This is a genomic window from Shimwellia pseudoproteus, assembly GCF_016415625.1.
GTDB lineage: Bacteria > Pseudomonadota > Gammaproteobacteria > Enterobacterales > Enterobacteriaceae > Shimwellia > Shimwellia pseudoproteus.
On record NZ_WBXP01000009.1, the window covers coordinates 16,779 to 37,245 of the forward strand.

Consider the following 20,467-nt stretch of genomic DNA (forward strand, 5'->3'; position numbering starts at 1 on the left):
CCTTCAATCTATCTCGCAGCGGACAAACTGTAAATGTGAATTTACACTTGAACGAGCTTATTCACGAAAAACGCGAAAATTCGCCATAAAATAGCGAAAAGTGAGAGTCAAGACACAATTATCAACGATAAATTTTATTACTTGTTGATTTTGCAATATCTGACTCTAAATCATCGAAATTCAATAATATCTTTCGCTATCTTCCGGCCCTCTACGCGCGATATCCTGTGGTTTGTCCCCGCCGGGAGGCATCGCTGCTCTCTCCGGCCCGGGCATTTTTATGTTATAAAACAATCCACCTCCTGTTTATTGGCTACCGAGATCATGGCGCATTCACATTCTCACCGCCCGGATAACAGTAACGCGCAACGTTTACTGATCGCATTTCTGATCACCGCGCTGTTTATGGTTGCCGAAGTTATTGGCGGGCTGCTTTCCGGCTCACTGGCCCTGCTGGCCGATGCCGGCCATATGCTCACCGATACGGCAGCACTGCTGGTGGCGCTGATGGCGGTACGCTTCGCCCAGCGACCGGCCAGTGCACACCGTACCTTTGGCTGGTTACGGCTCACCACCCTGGCGGCCTTTGTCAACGCCCTGGCGCTGGTGGTCATTACGGTGATCATCGTCTGGGAGGCCATTAACCGCTTCCGACACCCGCAGCCGGTGGCCGGACTGGGGATGATGGTGATTGCCGTAGCGGGGCTACTGGCGAATATCGCCAGCTTCTGGATCCTGCATCGCGGCAGCGAAGAGAAAAACCTCAACGTCCGGGCCGCTGCGCTGCATGTCATGGGGGATTTACTGGGCTCTGTGGGGGCGATTATTGCCGCCGCGGTGATAATGACCACCGGCTGGACCCCGATAGATCCGCTGCTGTCGGTGGTGGTGTCTTGTCTGGTGCTGAATAGCGCCTGGCGATTGCTCAAAGAAAGCGTTAACGAATTACTGGAAGGCGCACCGGGGGCCATTGATATTAACCAGTTAACCCGGGAGATGACCCGCGCCATCCCGGAGGTTCGCAATGTCCATCATGTGCACCTCTGGCTGGTGGGTGAAAAACCGGTGTTGACGCTCCATGTCCAGGTGATCCCGCCCCATGATCACGATGCGCTACTCGGGCGCCTCCATGCCTTTCTGGCGCAGCGTTACAGTATTGCGCACGCCACGGTACAAATGGAGTACCAGACCTGTTGTGGGCCAGCCTGTGAGCTGACATCCACCGCCACCGCGCAGGCCCACCATCATGATCATCACCACTAAGCAACCGCGTGTGAGGTGCTCACACGCGTTATCCAACGCGCGCTCAGGCGTTGCCTTTTACCGCCATCTTTAAAGAGGCGGCAAAATCCAGCATCCGGTTAAGCGGCACCAGCGCCCCCGCACGCAGTGCGCTATCCACATGGATCTCGTGGCGCGCCCCGCCCTGCTCCAGCCCCTCAGCAATGGCCTGTAAGCCATTCATTGCCATCCACGGGCAGTGTGCACAGCTGCGACAGGTTGCCCCTTCACCGGCGGTGGGGGCTTCCAGCAGGATCTTGTCCGGGCACGCCTGCTGCATCTTGTAGAAGATCCCGCGATCGGTGGCCACAATCAAATGGCGGTTGGGTAAGGTTTTGGCGGCGGCAATCAGCTGGCTGGTGGAGCCAACCGCATCAGCCATATCCACCACCGCCTGGGGTGACTCTGGGTGCACCAGTACCGCGGCATCCGGGTAGAGCGCTTTCATCCGGGCCAGGGCCTGGGTTTTAAATTCATCATGCACAATACAGGCCCCTTGCCAGCACAGAACGTCTGCCCCGGTCTGTTTGCGGACGTAGTTACCTAAGTGGCGATCCGGTGCCCAGATGATTTTTTGCCCCAGACTGTCCAGATGTTCAATCAGCTCCACCGCAATGCTGGAGGTGACAACCCAATCCGCCCGGGCTTTAACGGCGGCGGAGGTATTGGCATAGACCACCACGGTGCGATCCGGGTGTGCATCACAGAAGGCGCTAAATTGGTCCACCGGGCAGCCAAGATCCAGCGAGCATTCCGCCGCGAGGGTTGGCATCAGAATGGTTTTTTCCGGGCTGAGAATTTTGGCAGTTTCCCCCATAAAACGTACCCCGGCCACCAGCAGCGTAGCGGCAGGATGGTTGGCACCAAAGCGCGCCATTTCCAGCGAGTCCGCCACACAGCCCCCGGTCTCTTCCGCCAGCGCCTGTATCTCCGGATCGGTATAATAATGGGCAACCATCACCGCATTCTTTTCCCGCAGCAGGCGTTTGATTTTTTCGCGGTACCGCTGTTTCTGGTCCGCATTCAGTGGGGCGGGTTTAGCAGGAAAGGGATAAATCGCCGCCTGGGGATCAAACATTACGCTCATGGTGCTTTCTCGTTTTACTCGCTTAACGATTGAAGCCGGAAAACACGCTAAAGGCGCGATGACCGACCACAGTTGTTTTCTATACTAAACAAGAGTAGCCGATTGTGAAAAAAATGTCGCCAGTTATTTCGCCACTGTGAAAACGCGAGAACGGCGGTAAGGTTGCGCAATGGGCGGTGTGGGGTGATGGGAGAACACGGGAAATGCAGACAGCAAAAAGGCGCCTTTAGGGCGCCTTTCTACATAATGGTGGGTCGTGCAGGATTCGAACCTGCGACCAATTGATTAAAAGTCAACTGCTCTACCAACTGAGCTAACGACCCGCACCAGAACAACATCAGCTAAATAATTTACGCTCTACAGCCACCACCGACATCCGACAAACAAAAGAGGAATAGTGAAAGTAATCTACTCTTTCACTGCATCACGAACCCGTTCGTTATCAGGAATGGTGGGTCGTGCAGGATTCGAACCTGCGACCAATTGATTAAAAGTCAACTGCTCTACCAACTGAGCTAACGACCCGAAGTGGTGGGTGATGACGGGATCGAACCGCCGACCCCCTCCTTGTAAGGGAGGTGCTCTCCCAGCTGAGCTAATCACCCACTTCGTACTGTTTTCAGAAACAAACCTTATCAGGAATGGTGGGTCGTGCAGGATGATTCGGCCAGGCCTCACCCTTACGGGCCGTTGCTAATGCAACGTTATCCTTCACTACATCACTAACCAGTCCGCAATCAGGAATGGTGGGTCGTGCAGGATTCGAACCTGCGACCAATTGATTAAAAGTCAACTGCTCTACCAACTGAGCTAACGACCCATTCTGATATCACCACCGGCCTACTCGGTATCCTGTGGCAACGGCGGCATATATTACTGATTTAAGCTGATGACGCAACAAAAATTTTCAGACAAACCGCTCGACTGTACAGGAATTACGCGGCCAGACCAGAAAGCCAACAAGATCTGATCAAGCCGCGTACATTACTGGGCATTCAGGCGTTTTTGCGCCTGCTTTGCGGCATCGGTTCCGGGATACTTTGTCACCACCTGCTGGTACACCGCTTTGGCTTTTGCAGTATCGCCTTTGTCCTGCATAATCACCCCCACCTTAAACATCGCATCCGCTGCTTTCGGTGACTTCGGGTAATTTTTCGCTACGCCGGCAAAATAATACAGCGCATCGTCTTTCTTCCCTTTGTTGTAATTCAACTGACCGAGCCAGTAATTTGCATTTGGCTGGTAAGTTGAATCCGGATAGCGCTTCACAAAGTTCTGGAAAGCCGTCATTGCGTCATCCTGGCGGGATTTATCCTGCACCAGGGCAACGGCTGCATTATAGTCGGTATTGGCATCACCAGGCTGCACAGGCGCAGCCGGGGCCGCAGCGGCACCGGCATTGCTCTGTGTTGCTGCCGCTGAAGCATCGCTGCTTCCCTGGGCTGCACCACTCTGGGCGCCGCTACTCAGGCTATCCATTTGCAGCAGGATCTGCTTCTGGCGCTCCACAACCTGATTCAGTTGGTACTGATTCTCCTGGATTTGACCACGCAGAGTATCAATATCATTCTGGTTTTCGTTAAGTTGCTGCTGGAGTTGGGTTAAAAGTTGACTATGAGCGTTAGAAATACGCTCGAGTTGCGTGACCCGATCTTCAACCGAGCCAGAGCCTACATCACTGATTGGCGCCTGGGCATTAGCGGCCCAGGGGGCCGCTACGCCAACCAGTAACGACAGACTCAACAGATGAGTTCTGAAGTTACTGATCATGACAGTCTCTTAGTAAACCAGTACGGCACGACGGTTTTTAGAATAGGCTGCTTCGTCATGGCCCAGAACCGCAGGTTTTTCTTTACCGTAAGAAACGATAGAGATCTGGTCAGCAGAAACGCCTTTACCCTGCAGGTACATTTTAACCGCGTTCGCACGGCGTTCGCCCAGTGCGATGTTGTATTCCGGCGTACCGCGTTCATCCGCATGACCTTCAACGGTCACTTTGTAAGACGGGTTGCTGCGCAGGAAGTTAGCATGAGCATCCAGCATAGTGGCGAAGTCAGAACGGATATCGTATTTATCCAGATCGAAGTAAACGATGTTGTTCTGCTGCAGCTGCTGCATCTGCAGACGAGCCTGTTCTTCAGAAGACAGGTTGCCACCGTTAGCACCGCTGTTAGCACCCATACCAGTGCCGGCGCCCAGCATGCCTTCACCACTCTGGTCATTGCTGGCGTTCTTATTAGAACTACACGCAGCGATTGCCATCACAGGCAGTGCCAGCATCAGCCCTTTCAGCACTTTGTTCAGTTGCATTTCTTAATCCTTACTCATCAATATTTTATTATTAAAGATACGGAGACCAGGCAGGGAATTTAACCTGTCCATCAGTCGCCGGAAGACGCGCTTTGAAACGTCCGTCAGTGGATACCAGGTTCAGCACGGATCCCATCCCCTGAGAAGAGCTGTAGATAACCATAGTGCCGTTAGGTGCCAGACTTGGCGTTTCATCCAGGAACGTTGACGACAACACTTGCACGCCACCCGCTGCCAGATCCTGTTTGGCGATATGCTGAGCGCCATTAGTGGAGCTTACCATCACCATAAATTTCCCGTCAGCGCTGACATCCGCATCCTGGTTCTGATTACCTTCCCAGGAAATACGCTGCGGTGCGCCGCCGTTTACATTCACTTTATACACCTGAGGACGGCCCGCCTGGTCAGAGGTAAATGCCAGGTTTTGGCTGTCCGGGAACCAGCTTGGCTCGGTGTTGTTGCTACGGCCATTGGTCACCTGACGGATCTGGCCAGAGCCGAGGTCCATCACATACAGATTCAGGCTACCGGTCTTCGACAGGGCAAAGGCCAGTTTGGTACCGTCCGGAGAGAACGCCGGTGCACCGTTATGCTGCGGGAAAGAGGCAATCTGGCGTACCGCACCGTTAGACAGGGTCTGCACGACCAGCGCAGAGCGACCGCTTTCGAAGGTAACATAAGCCAGTTTGCTGCCGTCCGGGGACCACGCCGGAGACATCAGCGGCTGCGGAGAACGGTGTACCACAAACTGATTGTAGCCATCATAGTCAGACACGCGCAGTTCGTACGGGAACTGGCCGCCTTTATTCTGGACAACATAAGCAATACGCGTGCGGAAAGCCCCTTTAATTCCGGTCAGTTTTTCGAACACTTCATCACTGGCGGTATGGGCGGCGTAACGCAGCCATTGTTTGTTAACTTTGTAGGAGTTCTGGGACAGAACCGTACCCGGTGCACCGCCGGTATCAACCAGCTGATACGCCACGGTATAGCTACCGTCACCGTTCGGGGTCACCTGGCCTACCACTACAGCATCGACACCCAGCGCTGCCCATGCGGCAGGCTGAACTTCCTGGGCGGAAGCGGGCTGTTGCGGCAAACGAGAACGATCCAGCGGGTTGAATTTACCACTGTTGCGCAAGTCAGCAGCGACAATGCCACCAAGATCTTCCGGTGCCGCACCTGGGCCAGCCCATTTAAACGGCGCCACACCAATCGGACGCGCTGAGTCTACCCCTTGGGTAATTTCAATGCGCACTTCTGCGTGCAGGACAGCGGCCCACAACATCAGAAAACTTAAAGCTACTTTAAATGCCTGCTTCATCATATCTCCCATACCCAGGCAAAACGCCCACGATAATTTAGCAGAATGTTAACAAACTGAAATAAACAAAACTACCAAAACCCGGGGACTCAACATACGTCGTTTCCTCCCCCACCACGGGGAAGGAAAACGTCATTATGGTTTAAAGTCCAGCGGTGCATTCTTAAAGGTTTCGTACAAAGCCTGGCTAGGCGGTTTCGGTATCCTCGCCTGACGCGCAGCAGCAATAGCAGCCTGGCAGAGTGCCGGATCGCCACCTTCTGATTTCACGTCAAGTAGCATGCCGTCCGGGGCCAGTCTGATACGCAACGTACAGGTCTTACCCGCATAAGAAGAAGCATCATAGAACTTGCTCTCAATAGCGGCCTTAATCTGCCCGGCGTAGCTGTCTATTTCACCTTTAGTCGCCCCGTTTTTACCCCCACCAGAACCTGCGGTGGCAGCGTTGGCGCCTTTAGCACCGCTACCGCTTTTCGGCGCATTTTTGCCGGAGCTCAGATCGCCAAGCAGATCGTCAACCCCTTCAGCCTGCGCTTTAGCAGCAGCGGCCTTTTCCGCAGCGGCTTTCTTCGCCGCGGCGGCTTTTTCAGCTTTCTCTGCGGCAGCGGCTTTCGCGGCGGCGGCTTTATCGGCAGCAGCCTTATCTGCGGCAGCCTTTTCCGCAGCCGCGGCTTTCTCTGCTTTTTCGGCGGCGGCTTTTTCAGCAGCGGCCGCTTTGGCAGCAGCGGCTTTCTCTGCTTTCTCGGCGGCGGCTTTTTCAGCGGCAGCCGCTTTGTCAGCAGCGGCCTTCTCTGCTTTCTCGGCGGCGGCTTTTTCAGCGGCAGCCGCTTTGTCGGCGGCGGCTTTTTCGGCAGCAGCCGCTTTATCAGCAGCGGCCTTCGCGGCTTTATCGGCGGCGGCTTTTTCAGCAGCAGCCGCTTTGTCAGCAGCGGCTTTCTGAGCCTGCTTTTCAGCGTCCTGTTGTGCTTTCTTCTGCGCATCCGCGGCTTTAGCGGCCGCTTCTTCCTGGGCTTTCTTCAGCGCCAGCGCGTCGGCTGCGGCTTTCTTCGCCGCCTCCTGAGCCGCTTTTGCTGCGTCAGCCTGCGCTTTGGTCGCGGCCTGTTTTGCTGCCTCTTCAGCCTGTTTTTGCTGCTCAGCAGCCTTCGCGGCAGCGGCTTTCGCGGCCTGCTCAGCTTGCTTCGCGGCGTCGGCAGCCTGCTGTTGTGCTTTTTCCTGGGCCTGCAGACGCTCTTTTTCGAGCTGTTTCAGGCGCGCCTGCTCGGCAGCCTGTTTTTCCTGCAGTTCTTTTGCCTGCTGTTCAGCCTGTTTTTCCCGTTGCTCCGCAGCACGCTTGCTGCTTGACTGCTGATGTTGCTGTCGATTGTACTGTTGTACAACGGCACCGGGATCCACCATGACCGCATCAATGGAAGAGCCACCTCCCCCACCGGCGCCAGCGTCAATGTGCTCGTCGAACGAACTCCAGACCAGCACTGCAATCAGAATCAAGTGCAGTACGCCTGAAATAATTATCGCCCGTTTGAGCTTATCGTTTTCTTCGGTTGCCTTTGACACTCTTGGTTCCCAAAAACAGTTAACCCTTCACCTGCAATTAAATAGGCTGTGTCATCAAACCTACTGATTTCACACCCGCCTTATGCAACAGGTTCAGCGCTTTAATAATTTCATCGTAAGGTACTTCTTTGGCGCCACCGATCAGGAAAACCGTCTTCGGGTTAGCCTGCAGACGGCGTTGCGCCTCAGCAATAACCTGTTCCGCAGGAAGCTGGCTCATACGGTCATGATCCACCACGACGCTGTATTGCCCAACCCCGGACACTTCGATAATCACCGGCGGCTCATCATTGCTGGCAACCGTCTTCGACTCGGTAGCATCCGGTAAGTCAACTTCCACGCTCTGGGTGATGATCGGTGCGGTAGCCATAAAAATCAGTACCAGCACCAGCAAAACGTCCAGTAGCGGAACGATGTTGATTTCGGACTTAACCTCACGCCGGCTCCGCCCACGCACTCTGGCCATGACTTACCCCTTGTTACTGTCGCTGGAGCTAAAAGCCTGACGGTGCAAAATAGCCGTGAACTCTTCCATAAAGTTGTCGTAGTTAAGTTCCAGCTTATTCACCCGCTGGCTCAGACGGTTGTATGCCATGACCGCCGGAATCGCGGCGAACAGACCAATCGCGGTGGCGATCAGCGCTTCGGCAATCCCCGGCGCAACCATCTGCAGGGTGGCCTGTTTTACCGCACCCAGGCCGATAAAGGCGTGCATAATCCCCCAGACAGTACCAAACAGGCCGATATACGGGCTGATGGAACCAACAGTACCGAGGAACGGAATATGGTTTTCAAGATTTTCCAGCTCACGGTTCATTGAAATGCGCATCGCACGGGATGCCCCTTCAACGATGGCTTCCGGGGCGTGGCTGTTCGCTTTATGCAACCGGGCAAACTCTTTAAAACCGGAGTAGAAGATCTGCTCAGTGCCCGCAAGACTGTCACGGCGGCCCTGGCTCTCCTGATACAGGCGTGACAGTTCAATACCGGACCAGAACTTGTCTTCAAACGCTTCAGCATCACGAGAGGCAGCGCTTAAGATGCGCGTTCGCTGGATGATGATGGCCCAGGATGCAATGGAAAAACCAATCAAAATAAACATGATGAGTTTGACCAGGAGGCTTGCCTCGAGGAACAAATCAATAATATTCATGTTAGTCACTGCTTAAACTCCGCGACAATAGACTTGGGAAGCGCTCTGGGCTTCATGACATGTGGATCAACACAGACAATGGTCACCTCGGCTACATTGAGGATTCGATTTTCGGCGTTGACGATTCGCTGCGTAAAGATCATTGAGGTCCCACGCATTGATGTGATTTCCGTCTGGATTTCGAGCAAATCGTCGAGTCTGGCAGGCGCAAGATACTCTAGGGTCATTTTGCGGACTACAAATGCAACTCGCTCCGCCATCAGCGCCTGCTGGCTGAACTGATGATGGCGTAACATCTCAGTACGTGCCCGTTCATAAAAGGCCACATAACTGGCGTGGTAAACCACACCACCGGCGTCGGTATCTTCGTAATAGACACGAACCGGCCATCTGAAAATATTTGTACTCACTCTACATCCCGGTAATGCAAATAAACGTTGCTACTATACGCAAGCTGATGGGGGTTGGGAATGGGAAGGAACGAGCTTCAGATAAATATTTATGGGCGTAGGTCAGCCCATAAATATATGAGTAAGGTAATTGTCAGGAAAAGAAAAAAATCAGCCCCGCGAGCAGGACAATATCCGCCAGCAGCGGACAAAATATTCCCTGCCAGTGCAGCGCTTTCGGACGAAACCCCACACCGTGGATCACGCCTGCGCACACCGCCCACATGATGAACAATCCGTGCCAGATTGACAGTGTACTGGTCCGGGCGGCGAACCGCGCCGGATCCCAGAACATGCAACCGGCCAGTACCAGAGCCATAAGCAGCGAAAGGGCCCGCAATGGGCCCTTGTCCATTACCGCATACAGCGTTGCGATAATATTCTTCATTAATGCTCTTCTTTAGCGGCGTTGGTGGCTTCCGCCTGTTCCAGCGCCAGCGCGGTAATGATCCCGAAAGCACAAGCCAGCAAAGTGCCCAGAATCCATGCAAAGTACCACATTGTTAACTCCTTACTTAGTACAGAGAGTGGGTGTTGCTTTCGATATGCTCTTTGGTGATGCGCCCGAACATTTTCCAGTAGCACCAGGTGGTGTAGCACAGAATAAGCGGCACAAACACAATGGCAACGTAGGTCATCACGCTCAGCGTCAGCGGGCTGGACGTTGCATCCCACATGGTCAGACCGGCATTCAGCATCGTGCTGGACGGCATCACAAACGGGAACATACTGATACCGGCAGTCAGGATCACGCAGGCCAGCGTCAGTGATGAGAACAGAAACGCCCACGCGCCTTTATTCACACGGGACATCAGCACCGTCAGCAGCGGCAGCACCACCCCCAGCACCGGGATCGCCCACAGCGCAGGAATATGGTTAAAGTTTGCCATCCATGCCCCGGCTTCCCGGGCGACTTCTTTGGTCAGCGGATTAGACGCCGCATGATGATCCATCGCAGAGGTCACCACATAGCCATCAATACCGTAGACCACCCATACCCCGGCCAGCGCGAAGCACACCATCATCACCAGCGCCGAAATCTGCGCCGTCGTGCGGGTACGCAGATGCAACTCACCAGTAGTACGCATTTGCAGATAGGTCGCCCCCTGGGTAATGATCATCGCCACGCTCACCACCCCGGCCAGCAGACCAAACGGGTTGAGCAACTGGAAGAAGTTGCCGGTGTAGTAAAGGCGCAGATACTCATCAATATGGAACGGCACGCCCTGCAGCAGGTTACCGAAGGCCACACCTATCACCAGCGGCGGTACAAAGCTGCCGATGAAAATGCCCCAGTCCCACATATTGCGCCAGCGCCTGTCTTCAATCTTCGAGCGGTAGTCAAAGCCTACCGGGCGGAAGAACAACGATGCCAGCACCAGGATCATGGCCACGTAGAAGCCGGAAAACGCCGCAGCGTACACCATCGGCCAGGCGGCAAACAGCGCACCACCGGCGGTGATTAACCAGACCTGGTTACCGTCCCAGTGCGGGGCAATGGCGTTAATCATGATCCGGCGTTCAGTATCCGTACGGCCAAGAATACGGGTCAGCATGCCGACCCCCATATCAAAGCCATCCGCCACGGCAAAGCCAATCAGCAACACGCCAATCAGCAGCCACCAGATAAAACGTAATACTTCATAATCAATCATTTCTGGACTCCTGTCTTAACGTGCCGGCTGAGAAGCCACACTGGACTGCTCAAAGTGATAACGGCCAGTTTTCAGGCTGCTCGGCCCCAGACGGGCAAACTTGAACATCAGGAACATTTCAGCAACCAGGAACAAGGTATAGAGGCCACAGATCAGTACGATTGAGAAAATCAAGTCCCCGGTGGTCAGCGATGAGTTAGCCACCGCGGTTGGTAACACCTCACCAATTGCCCAGGGCTGGCGGCCATATTCGGCCACGAACCACCCGGCCTCCACCGCAATCCACGGCAGCGGGATACCGAAAAACGCCGCGCGCAGCAGCCACTTTTTCTGGCCAACGCGGTTACGAATTACCGACCAGAATGACAGTGCGATAATCGCCAGCAGCAGGAAGCCACAGGCCACCATGATGCGGAACGCGAAATAGAGCGGCGCAACCCGCGGGATGGAGTCTTTTGTCGCCTGCTGGATTTGTGCTTCTGTCGCGTCAGTCACGTTTGACGTGTAGCGTTTTAGCAACAACCCGTAGCCGAGATCTTTCTTCACATTATTGAAGTCCGCCCGGATAGCCGGATCGGTGGCGCCATTACGCAGTTCTTCCAGCAATTTATAGGCCGTCATCCCGTTACGGATCCGCGCCTCATGCTGCGCCAGCAGATCTTTCAGGCCGGTCACTTGTTTATCCACCGAACGGGTGGCAATCAGGCCCAGCGCGTAAGGGATCTGGATAGCAAAGTGGTTTTCCTGGGCATCCTGATCCGGCAAGCCAAACAGCGTAAACGCCGCCGGGGCCGGCTGGGTATCCCATTCCGCTTCAATGGCTGCCAGTTTGGTTTTCTGTACGTCACCCATTTCGTAGCCGGATTCATCACCCAGCACGATAACGGAGAGCACCGCCGCCATGCCGAAGCTGGCCGCAATAGCAAAAGAGCGCTTCGCAAAAGCAAAGTCGCGCCCTTTCAGCATGTACCAGGCACTGATCCCCAGTACAAACATCGCGCCGGTCACATAACCCGAGGCCACGGTGTGAACAAATTTCACCTGGGCTACCGGGTTAAGGACCAGTTCGGAGAAGCTCACCATCTCCATTCGCATGGTTTCGAAATTAAAATCAGAAGCGATGGGGTTCTGCATCCAGCCGTTGGCCACCAGGATCCACAGCGCGGACAGGTTGGAGCCCAGCGCCACCAGCCAGGTAACCGCCATGTGCTGAACTTTGCCCAAACGATCCCAGCCGAAGAAGAACAGACCCACGAAGGTGGATTCAAGGAAGAATGCCATCAGACCTTCGATTGCCAGAGGGGCACCGAAGATATCGCCGACGTAATGTGAATAGTAAGACCAGTTAGTCCCGAACTGAAACTCCATCGTCAGGCCAGTGGCGACACCCAGCGCAAAGTTGATCCCAAACAACTTGCCCCAGAACTTAGTCATATCTTTATATATTTGCTTGCCAGACAGGACGTACACCGTTTCCATAATTGCCAGCAAGAACGCCATACCCAGCGTCAGCGGCACAAATAGAAAGTGGTACATCGCAGTCAAGGCAAACTGTAAACGCGACAGTTCGACAATATCTAACATCTTGACTCCTTGCTCCTCGCTCGTGGGTTGTCACCTTTTTTACTCCGTGGGTGACGCCCGATGATACATGCCCCAATACCAAATATTTACATGAAGCCTGGCAATCTTTGAAAATCACGCTCTTAAAGGTAATAGCTCAAAGATTGACGGTTGCAAATACGTTAATGAAATTACAAAAGACTCCGCAATATATTACGCCGCAATGACCTTACAATAAATAGGTTTTTGCTTACCTTAATTTGCGTTTCTGAATGCGCGTCAATTTATAGCTAATTTAGCACCTCAGCGCTAGTTTGATCTGAGACAAAATTCCAATTTACAGCATTTAAATCCCATAGTTAGATATTGATCTAAATCAATTTTTTACTGCATTGTTAAATAACGTGGCATTAAAAATCAATTAGTGATTAATTTGTTATTAATATGTATTAAAAATAACATAAAAAGAACAAAAGGGACGCACTAATATAGTCCGGTGATATAATTCAAATTATGATGAATTTGCGTCATTATCCCTGTCCGGAAATGCGATCCGGGCGTTTGCATTACTGTTGCTGCATTTTTTGATCAATGTCTAAAATAATACCTGGCCGTAATAACGGCTAAATAAGACATATAATACATAAGGTTAGTTATTCTTATTCTCTGGCGATATATAAGGCGAAATAACAAACGGTAATGGCATTTCTCCCTGCGCAGAAAAAACACACGAAATGTGATCCCCTCCCCTACTATCCCCCGGTACAGCCCCCCGAAAACAGGCAAAAAAAGGCCACCCATAAGGGTGGCCAACCATGTCGAACCGTTATTATCTTTTGATTATTACTGCGGCAGCACCGTTTTCAGCGCTTCGCCAATGTCTGCCAGGCTGCGGACGGTTTTCACGCCTGCGGCTTCCAGGGCGGCAAATTTCTCATCAGCCGTCCCTTTACCACCGGCGATAATCGCCCCCGCGTGGCCCATACGTTTGCCTTTCGGCGCGGTCACACCCGCGATATAGCCCACTACCGGTTTGGTCACGTGCGCTTTGATGTAAGCCGCGGCTTCTTCTTCTGCGCTGCCGCCGATTTCACCGATCATCACGATGGCTTCCGTCTTCGGGTCTTCCTCGAACATTTTCAAGATATCGATGAAGTTAGAGCCCGGGATCGGGTCACCGCCGATGCCCACACAAGTGGACTGGCCGAGGCCGATATCGGTAGTCTGTTTAACCGCTTCATAGGTCAGGGTACCAGAACGGGAGACAATCCCGACTTTACCCGGCAGGTGAATGTGGCCCGGCTGGATGCCGATTTTGCACTCGCCCGGGGTGATAACGCCCGGGCAGTTTGGCCCTATCATGCGCACACCGGCTTCGTCCAGTTTCACTTTCACAGTCAGCATATCCAGGGTCGGAATGCCTTCGGTGATGGTGATAATCAGTTTAATACCCGCATCGATAGCTTCCAGGATCGAGTCTTTGCAGAACGGCGCCGGAACATAAATAACCGAGGCGGTCGCGCCTGTGGCTTCTACCGCTTCACGCACGGTATTAAAGACCGGCAGGCCCAGATGCGTGGTGCCGCCTTTACCTGGCGTAACACCGCCGACCATCTGCGTGCCATAAGCAATCGCCTGCTCAGAGTGGAAGGAGCCCTGGCTGCCGGTGAAACCCTGGCAGATAACTTTGGTGTTTTTGTCGATCAGAATGGACATTATTTACCCTCCACAGCGGCTACAACTTGCTGAGCTGCATCCGTCAGACTTTTCGCTGCAATAATATTCAGGCCGCTTTCTGCCAGTTTGCTGGCGCCCAGCTCGGCGTTGTTACCTTCCAGACGCACCACCACCGGTACGCTAACGCCCACTTCGGCAACGGCACCAATGATACCGTCAGCAATCAGATCGCAACGTACGATGCCGCCAAAGATGTTCACCAGAACGGCTTTAACGTTTTCATCGGAGAGGATAATTTTAAAGGCTTCCGTTACACGCTCTTTGGTTGCGCCGCCGCCAACATCCAGGAAGTTAGCCGGTGCACCGCCGTGCAGTTTAACGATATCCATGGTGCCCATTGCCAGACCGGCGCCGTTAACCATGCAGCCGATGTTGCCATCAAGGGCAACGTAGTTCAGTTCCCACTGCGCCGCATGGGCTTCACGCGGGTCATCCTGGCTGGCGTCGTTCATTTCACGCAGTTCCGGCTGGCGGAACAGGGCGTTACTGTCGATGGTGATTTTACCATCCAGGCAAACCAGATCGCCCTGGCCGGTGATAACCAGCGGGTTGATCTCAACCAGTGCCAGGTCACGCTCGAGGAACATGGTCGCCAGGCCCATAAAGATTTTAGCGAACTGCTGAACCTGTTTACCTTCCAGACCCAGTTTGAACGCCAGCTCACGCCCCTGATACGGCATCGGACCGGTTAGCGGGTCCAGCGCAACTTTGTGGATCAAGTGCGGGGTTTCTTCCGCTACTTTTTCGATCTCTACCCCACCCTCGGTGGAGGCCATAAACACCACGCGACGGGAAGCGCGATCAACAACCGCCCCCAGATACAGCTCTTTGGCGATATCAGTGGCGCTTTCAACCAGCACCTGGTTTACCGGCTGGCCGTTAGCGTCTGTTTGGTAGGTGACCAGGCGTTTGCCCAGCCAGGCTTCGGCAAATGCGCGAATATCTTCTTTCTTGCTGACAACTTTAACGCCGCCCGCTTTACCACGACCACCAGCATGAACCTGGCATTTTACCACCCACGGGCCTGCGCCAATTTTGGATGCCGCTTCTTCTGCTTCGCGGGGAGTAGTACAGGCATAACCCACCGGTGCCGGCAGACCATACCGGGCAAACAGTTGTTTAGCCTGATATTCATGTAAGTTCATATGTTCTTTCCATTAAGGCAGGGAGCGCACGGCTCAACACTTAACTGGCCGCTCCGTTACAGAGCGGCATGGGTCTTTAGGGGGAGAGGCTTGCGCCTCTCCGGCCCACTATACGTCCAGTAACAGACGAGTCGGATCTTCAAGCATCTCTTTGATGGCCACCAGGAACCCAACGGATTCGCGGCCATCAATCAGGCGGTGGTCATAAGAGAGCGCCAGGTACATCATCGGCAGGATCTCTACTTTACCGTTTACCGCCATTGGACGATCTTTAATCGCGTGCATCCCGAGGATGGCGCTCTGCGGCGGGTTGATGATTGGCGTAGACATCAGGGAGCCAAACACCCCACCGTTCGTGATAGTGAAGTTACCACCGGTCAGCTCTTCAACGGTCAGCTTACCGTCGCGGCCTTTGATGGCCAGCTCTTTGATGCGTTTTTCAACATCGGCCATGCCCAGCAGATCCACATCTTTCAGCACCGGGGTCACCAGGCCACGGGGGGTGGATACCGCCATGCTGACGTCGAAATAGTTGTGGTAAACCACATCTTCGCCATCAATAGACGCGTTCACTTCCGGGAAGCGTTTCAGGGCTTCCACCACGGCTTTGACGTAGAAAGACATAAAGCCCAGACGGATACCGTGGCGTTTTTCGAACGCATCACCGTACTGCTTACGCAGATCCATGATCGGCTTCATGTTGACTTCGTTAAAGGTGGTCAGCATGGCGGTGGAGTTTTTCGCTTCCAGCAGACGCTCAGCCACGCGTTTGCGCAGTCGGGTCATCGGAACACGTTTTTCTGAGCGCGCAGCCAGCGCCGGCTGTGCTGCCGGGGCAGCGGCTTGCGCCGCCGGTTTCACGGCTTTCGCCAGATGTTTTTCGATATCTTCGCGGGTAATACGGCCACCTACACCCGTGCCTTTCACCGCGCTGGCGTCGAGGTTATGCTCTGCCAGCAGCCGGCGGATTGCCGGGCCCTGCGCGTCGCTGGACTGCTCTTCCAGATCCGCGGTGTGGCGCTGCGCCGGGGTAGATTCTTTCTCATCGGCTTTCGCGCTGGTGGCTTTACCGGCGCTGTTGCCTTCACGCAGGCGGCCGAGGATCTGGCGAGAGGTCACGGTAGTGCCTTCATCTTCCAGCACTGCATCCAGAATGCCATCCGTCGATGCCGGTACTTCCAGTACCACTTTATCGGTCTCGATCTCGACCAGCACTTCGTCACGCTGGACAGCATCGCCCGGTTTTTTGTGCCAGGTTGCTACTGTGGCGTCAGCCACTGACTCAGGCAGGTCAGGAACCAGAATATCTACGCTACTCATTATTTATCCTTTTCTTCTTAATCGACGTTCAGCGCGTCATTAACCAGATCTTGCTGCTGTTTCTGGTGGACAGACATATAACCCACAGCCGGAGAAGCCGAGGCCGGACGGCCCGCATAACGCAGTGCGGAGCCAAACGGAATCACTTCGCGAAGGTGGTGCTGGCTACAGTACCAGGCGCCCTGGTTGAGCGGCTCTTCCTGGCACCATACAAAATCGTGGACATGGGCATAAGGTTTTAACGCCTCTTGTACCGACTGGTGCGGGAACGGATACAGCTGTTCAATACGCACAATCGCCACGTCCTGCTGTTCATTTTTACGGCGCTGCTCGAGTAAGTCGTAATAGACCTTACCGGAGCACAGCACCACGCGTTTCACCGCTTTCGGGTCCAGCGTGTCAATCTCACCAATGGCCGGCAGGAATGTCCCGTTCGCCAGGTCGTCGAGGCTGGAAATCGCCAGCGGATGACGCAGCAGTGATTTCGGTGACATCACCACCAGCGGGCGGCGCATACCGCGCAGCGCCTGACGGCGCAGCATATGGTAGACCTGGGCCGGGGTAGACGGCACACAAACCTGAATATTCTGCTCAGCGCATAATTGCAGGTAACGCTCCAGACGGGCGGAGGAGTGCTCCGGACCCTGGCCTTCGTAACCGTGCGGCAGCAGCATCACCAGGCCACACATCCGGCCCCATTTCTGCTCACCGGAGCTAATAAACTGGTCAATCACCACCTGCGCGCCGTTAGCGAAGTCACCAAACTGCGCTTCCCAGATTGTCAGGGTGCGCGGCTCTGCGGTGGCATAGCCGTATTCAAAGGCCAGTACCGCTTCTTCAGACAGCACCGAATCCCAGACTTTGAAATCACCCTGGCCATTATGTACATGGGCCAGTGGGGTATAGGTAGAGCCGTTACGCTGGTTATGGATCACCGCATGGCGATGGAAGAAGGTACCGCGGCCGGAGTCTTCCCCGGAAATACGTACCGGAACCCCTTCATCCACCAGGGTAGCATAGGCCAGGTTCTCTGCCCCACCCCAGTCAAAGGCCTTCTCACCGCTGGCCATCAGCTGACGGTCACCGTAGATTTTCGCCACCCGGGACTGCATCTCGACGGATTCCGGCGCGGTGCTGATGCGCTTAGCCAGCTCCTGGAGACGTTTCATTTCTACCTTGTTAGGGTAGCTTTCGTCCCATTCGTGGTTCAGATACGGGGACCAGGTAAAGGAGTGCATGTTCATCGGGCGCCACTCTTTCACCACACATTCACCGGCATCCAGCGCGTCGCGGTACAGGTTAACCAGTTCAGTGGCATCTTCCAGGGTGGACACCTTGTCCTGCTCCAGCTTATCGGCATACAGCTTGCGCGGGGTCGGGTGTTTTTTGATTTTCTGGTACATCAGCGGCTGGGTAGCACTTGGCTCATCCGCTTCGTTATGGCCGTGACGGCGATAACAGACCAGATCGATAAACACATCGCGTTTAAAGGTATTGCGGAAGTCCAGCGCCAGGCGGGTAACAAACGCCACCGCTTCCGGATCGTCAGCATTGACGTGGAAAATCGGCGCCTGCACCATCTTACCAATATCAGTACAGTACGGCGTCGAGCGGGCATCCAGCGGGTTAGACGTGGTAAAGCCCACCTGGTTGTTGATAACAATACGTACCGTCCCGCCCACTTCATAACCCCGGGCTTTGGACATGTTCAGGGTTTCCTGTACCACGCCCTGGCCTGCTACGGCGGCATCACCGTGGATAGTGATCGGCAACACCTGATTACTACTGCCGGGTTGATCCAGACGATCGAGGCGCGCACGTACCGATCCCATCACCACCGGGCTAACAATTTCAAGGTGCGACGGGTTAAACGCCAGCGCCAGGTGTACCAGGCCGCCTTCGGTTTCGACATCAGACGAGAAACCCATATGGTATTTCACGTCACCGGTGCCAAGGTGCTCTTTGTGCTTACCGGCAAACTCGTCAAACAGCTCCTGGGGTTTTTTACCCAGTACGTTAATCAGCACGTTCAGACGACCGCGGTGCGCCATACCCAGCACCACTTCGCGGGTACCGTTTTTGCCACCGTGACGGATCATCTCTTTAAGCATCGGGACCAGCGCATCCCCCCCCTCCAGGGAGAAGCGTTTGGCACCCGGGAATTTCGCCCCCAGGTAACGCTCCAGACCTTCTGCAGCTGTCAGCTCGCTGAGAAACCGTTGCTTCTCTTCGCTGCTAAAACTGGCTTTCCCCACCACCGATTCGATACGCTGCTGAATCCAGCGTTTCTCTTCCGTGTTGGTAATGTGCATGTATTCCGCGCCAATCGAGCCACAGTAAGTCTGTTTGAGGGCCTCAATCAGATCGCCGAGCTTCATGGTCTCTTTGCCGATAGCAAAAGAACCCACGTTGAAACTTTCCTGGAAATCGGCTTCCGTCAAATGGTGGAAGTCAGGATCCAGATCCGGTACCGCATCCTGTTTCCAGAGCCCCAGCGGATCAAGATTTGCCTGCTGGTGGCCGCGGAAACGGTAGGCGTTGATGAGCTGCAGGACTTTAACCTGCTTAACATCGGTGTCAGGGTCGGTAATCGAAGAAGTATAACGTGAGGCATCCTTCGCCAGACGACGGAAATAATCACGTGTTTTGGAATGGAATTGATCCGATCTTGCTCCCGTACCAGGCAACTGCTGGAACAAAGAACGCCAGTGAGCATCCACTGAGTCAGGATCGGTTAAGAAGTCTTCATAGAGCTGCTCTATGTAGGACTGGTTTGCGCCCGCCAGCCAGGAAGAGTCCAGCCAGGGCTTCATCGCGCCGTTCTGCATCGTGATCCCTTAAGCATCTGTATGCTTATTTCGCCGTAGAAACTACCACGCACACCGGGGTGTACGTACCGGGGTTCACTTTTGTCGGGCTATTATTGTTATGGCCCGCAAAGGAACCTTTAAAAACTGCCACTCACCTGCTGCAACCGGCATCTGCTGGTTGGGTCCATGCCCGCGCCCTGAAGGGCTATTGCGGGGCGTTCCGCCATCTGTTATGGCATAAAGAACGCGCGGTGATTGATCCTGATTGGCGGTTTTTAGAGGTTTCCTGCTACTTTCTGCGATGTATCACACTCCCGCCCTGAAGCCAGAGCGGAAGCGCATTACATCAGCGATTTACCGTCAGGCACTGCGCTGCAACAACATTGATTTAATATGACCAATGGCGCGCGTCGGGTTTAACCCCTTCGGGCACACACTGACACAGTTCATAATGCCGTGGCAGCGGAATACGCTGAACGCATCGCTCAACCCATCAAGGCGGCTCGCGGTTTCCGTATCGCGGCTGTCAATCAGGAAACGCCATGCTGCCAGTAACCCGGCAGGCCCGATAAATTTATCCGGGTTCCACCAGAAGGACGGGCATGATGTTGAACAGCACGCGCACAGGATGCACTCGTATAATCCATCCAGTTTTTCCCGTTGTTCCGGGGATTGTAAAAACTCACGCGCTGGCGGATTTGTTCCATTATTCAACAAGTAAGGCTTAATCTTTTCATATTGAGCGTAGAACTGGCCCATGTCTACAATCAGATCGCGGATGACCGGTAATCCGGGCAGCGGGCGAATGACAATTTTCTTGCTGCCATCGCTCAATGCAGAAATCGGCGTAATACAGGCCAGGCCGTTTTTACCGTTCATATTGAGACCGTCGGAGCCACATACCCCTTCACGGCAGGAGCGGCGGAACGCCAGTGTAGGATCTTTTTCTTTCAGCAGGATTAACGCATCCAGCAGCATCATATCCCGGCCTTCCTGCGCCTCCAGGGTGTAATCCTGCATCCGCGGGGCATCGTCCACATCGGGATTGTAACGATAGACAGAAAATTCAAGTTTCATTA

General features: G+C 54.2%; 18 protein-coding genes and 4 tRNA genes. 1 reads left to right on the plus strand and 21 read right to left on the minus strand.

What is annotated here, in order from left to right; genetic code table 11:
- Window positions 1-324 precede the first annotated feature (324 nt).
- Window positions 325-1,263 carry a CDF family zinc transporter ZitB gene (gene zitB / locus F9C28_RS05865; protein ID WP_199014307.1) on the plus strand — a complete coding sequence of 313 codons (939 nt, stop codon included), beginning with the start codon at window positions 325-327 and terminating at the stop codon, window positions 1,261-1,263.
- A 43-nt stretch (window positions 1,264-1,306) separates the two neighbouring features.
- On the opposite strand, the gene nadA is transcribed toward zitB, so the two are convergent.
- The 21 genes from nadA to F9C28_RS05970 all read right to left on the minus strand — a co-directional run bounded on the left by nadA (window position 1,307) and on the right by F9C28_RS05970 (window position 20,465).
- Complete coding sequence (gene nadA / locus F9C28_RS05870) at window positions 1,307-2,368, minus strand: quinolinate synthase NadA (RefSeq protein WP_199014308.1); 1,062 nt, start codon at window positions 2,366-2,368, stop codon at window positions 1,307-1,309.
- Between the two features lie 247 nt (window positions 2,369-2,615).
- Window positions 2,616-2,691 (minus strand) — tRNA-Lys (locus tag F9C28_RS05875).
- 126 nt (window positions 2,692-2,817) lie between these two features.
- A tRNA-Lys gene (locus tag F9C28_RS05880) sits at window positions 2,818-2,893 on the minus strand.
- A 4-nt stretch (window positions 2,894-2,897) separates the two neighbouring features.
- Window positions 2,898-2,973 (minus strand) — tRNA-Val (locus tag F9C28_RS05885).
- A gap of 139 nt (window positions 2,974-3,112) precedes the next feature.
- Window positions 3,113-3,188, minus strand: a tRNA-Lys gene (locus F9C28_RS05890).
- Window positions 3,189-3,352: 164 nt separating this feature from the next.
- Window positions 3,353-4,138, minus strand: coding sequence for a cell division protein CpoB (gene cpoB, locus F9C28_RS05895; RefSeq protein WP_199014309.1), 786 nt, complete (start codon window positions 4,136-4,138; stop codon window positions 3,353-3,355).
- Between the two features lie 9 nt (window positions 4,139-4,147).
- The gene (gene pal, locus F9C28_RS05900; RefSeq protein WP_199014310.1) at window positions 4,148-4,678 is read right to left on the minus strand and encodes a peptidoglycan-associated lipoprotein Pal; all 531 of its coding nucleotides are present in this window, start codon (window positions 4,676-4,678) and stop codon (window positions 4,148-4,150) included.
- A 31-nt stretch (window positions 4,679-4,709) separates the two neighbouring features.
- Window positions 4,710-6,002: a Tol-Pal system beta propeller repeat protein TolB gene (tolB, locus tag F9C28_RS05905; protein WP_199014398.1), complete on the minus strand. Its 1,293-nt coding sequence runs from the start codon at window positions 6,000-6,002 to the stop codon at window positions 4,710-4,712.
- 135 nt (window positions 6,003-6,137) lie between these two features.
- The gene (gene tolA, locus F9C28_RS05910; RefSeq protein WP_199014311.1) at window positions 6,138-7,556 is read right to left on the minus strand and encodes a cell envelope integrity protein TolA; all 1,419 of its coding nucleotides are present in this window, start codon (window positions 7,554-7,556) and stop codon (window positions 6,138-6,140) included.
- A gap of 37 nt (window positions 7,557-7,593) precedes the next feature.
- Window positions 7,594-8,022, minus strand: a complete 429-nt coding sequence (gene tolR, locus F9C28_RS05915; protein ID WP_199014312.1) for a colicin uptake protein TolR — start codon at window positions 8,020-8,022, stop codon at window positions 7,594-7,596.
- Between the two features lie 3 nt (window positions 8,023-8,025).
- Window positions 8,026-8,718 (minus strand): Tol-Pal system protein TolQ, encoded by a 693-nt coding sequence (tolQ, locus tag F9C28_RS05920; protein WP_199014313.1) that lies wholly within the window; start codon window positions 8,716-8,718, stop codon window positions 8,026-8,028.
- Window positions 8,715-9,119 carry a tol-pal system-associated acyl-CoA thioesterase gene (gene ybgC, locus F9C28_RS05925; protein WP_199014314.1) on the minus strand — a complete coding sequence of 135 codons (405 nt, stop codon included), beginning with the start codon at window positions 9,117-9,119 and terminating at the stop codon, window positions 8,715-8,717. Before ybgC ends, tolQ begins: the two co-directional genes overlap by 4 nt.
- 133 nt (window positions 9,120-9,252) lie before the next feature.
- Window positions 9,253-9,546, minus strand: a complete 294-nt coding sequence (ybgE, locus tag F9C28_RS05930) for a cyd operon protein YbgE (protein WP_199014315.1) — start codon at window positions 9,544-9,546, stop codon at window positions 9,253-9,255.
- A complete protein-coding gene (gene cydX / locus F9C28_RS05935) occupies window positions 9,546-9,659 on the minus strand; it encodes a cytochrome bd-I oxidase subunit CydX (protein WP_199014316.1) in 114 nt (37 codons plus the stop codon). The genes ybgE and cydX overlap by 1 nt, the downstream gene beginning before the upstream one ends.
- A gap of 14 nt (window positions 9,660-9,673) precedes the next feature.
- Complete coding sequence (gene cydB / locus F9C28_RS05940; protein ID WP_199014317.1) at window positions 9,674-10,813, minus strand: cytochrome d ubiquinol oxidase subunit II; 1,140 nt, start codon at window positions 10,811-10,813, stop codon at window positions 9,674-9,676.
- Window positions 10,814-10,828: 15 nt separating this feature from the next.
- Window positions 10,829-12,397: a cytochrome ubiquinol oxidase subunit I gene (gene cydA, locus F9C28_RS05945; protein WP_199014318.1), complete on the minus strand. Its 1,569-nt coding sequence runs from the start codon at window positions 12,395-12,397 to the stop codon at window positions 10,829-10,831.
- 822 nt (window positions 12,398-13,219) lie between these two features.
- Window positions 13,220-14,092, minus strand: a complete 873-nt coding sequence (sucD, locus tag F9C28_RS05950) for a succinate--CoA ligase subunit alpha (protein WP_199014319.1) — start codon at window positions 14,090-14,092, stop codon at window positions 13,220-13,222.
- Window positions 14,092-15,258 carry an ADP-forming succinate--CoA ligase subunit beta gene (sucC, locus tag F9C28_RS05955; protein ID WP_199014320.1) on the minus strand — a complete coding sequence of 389 codons (1,167 nt, stop codon included), beginning with the start codon at window positions 15,256-15,258 and terminating at the stop codon, window positions 14,092-14,094. The genes sucD and sucC overlap by 1 nt, the downstream gene beginning before the upstream one ends.
- A gap of 108 nt (window positions 15,259-15,366) precedes the next feature.
- Entirely contained in the window at window positions 15,367-16,578 is a 1,212-nt protein-coding gene (gene odhB / locus F9C28_RS05960; RefSeq protein ID WP_199014321.1) for a 2-oxoglutarate dehydrogenase complex dihydrolipoyllysine-residue succinyltransferase, read from the minus strand.
- 17 nt (window positions 16,579-16,595) lie between these two features.
- Window positions 16,596-19,406 (minus strand): 2-oxoglutarate dehydrogenase E1 component, encoded by a 2,811-nt coding sequence (sucA, locus tag F9C28_RS05965; protein WP_199014322.1) that lies wholly within the window; start codon window positions 19,404-19,406, stop codon window positions 16,596-16,598.
- 342 nt (window positions 19,407-19,748) lie between these two features.
- Window positions 19,749-20,465, minus strand: a complete 717-nt coding sequence (locus F9C28_RS05970; RefSeq protein ID WP_199014323.1) for a succinate dehydrogenase iron-sulfur subunit — start codon at window positions 20,463-20,465, stop codon at window positions 19,749-19,751.
- Between the last annotated feature and the right edge of the window lie 2 nt (window positions 20,466-20,467).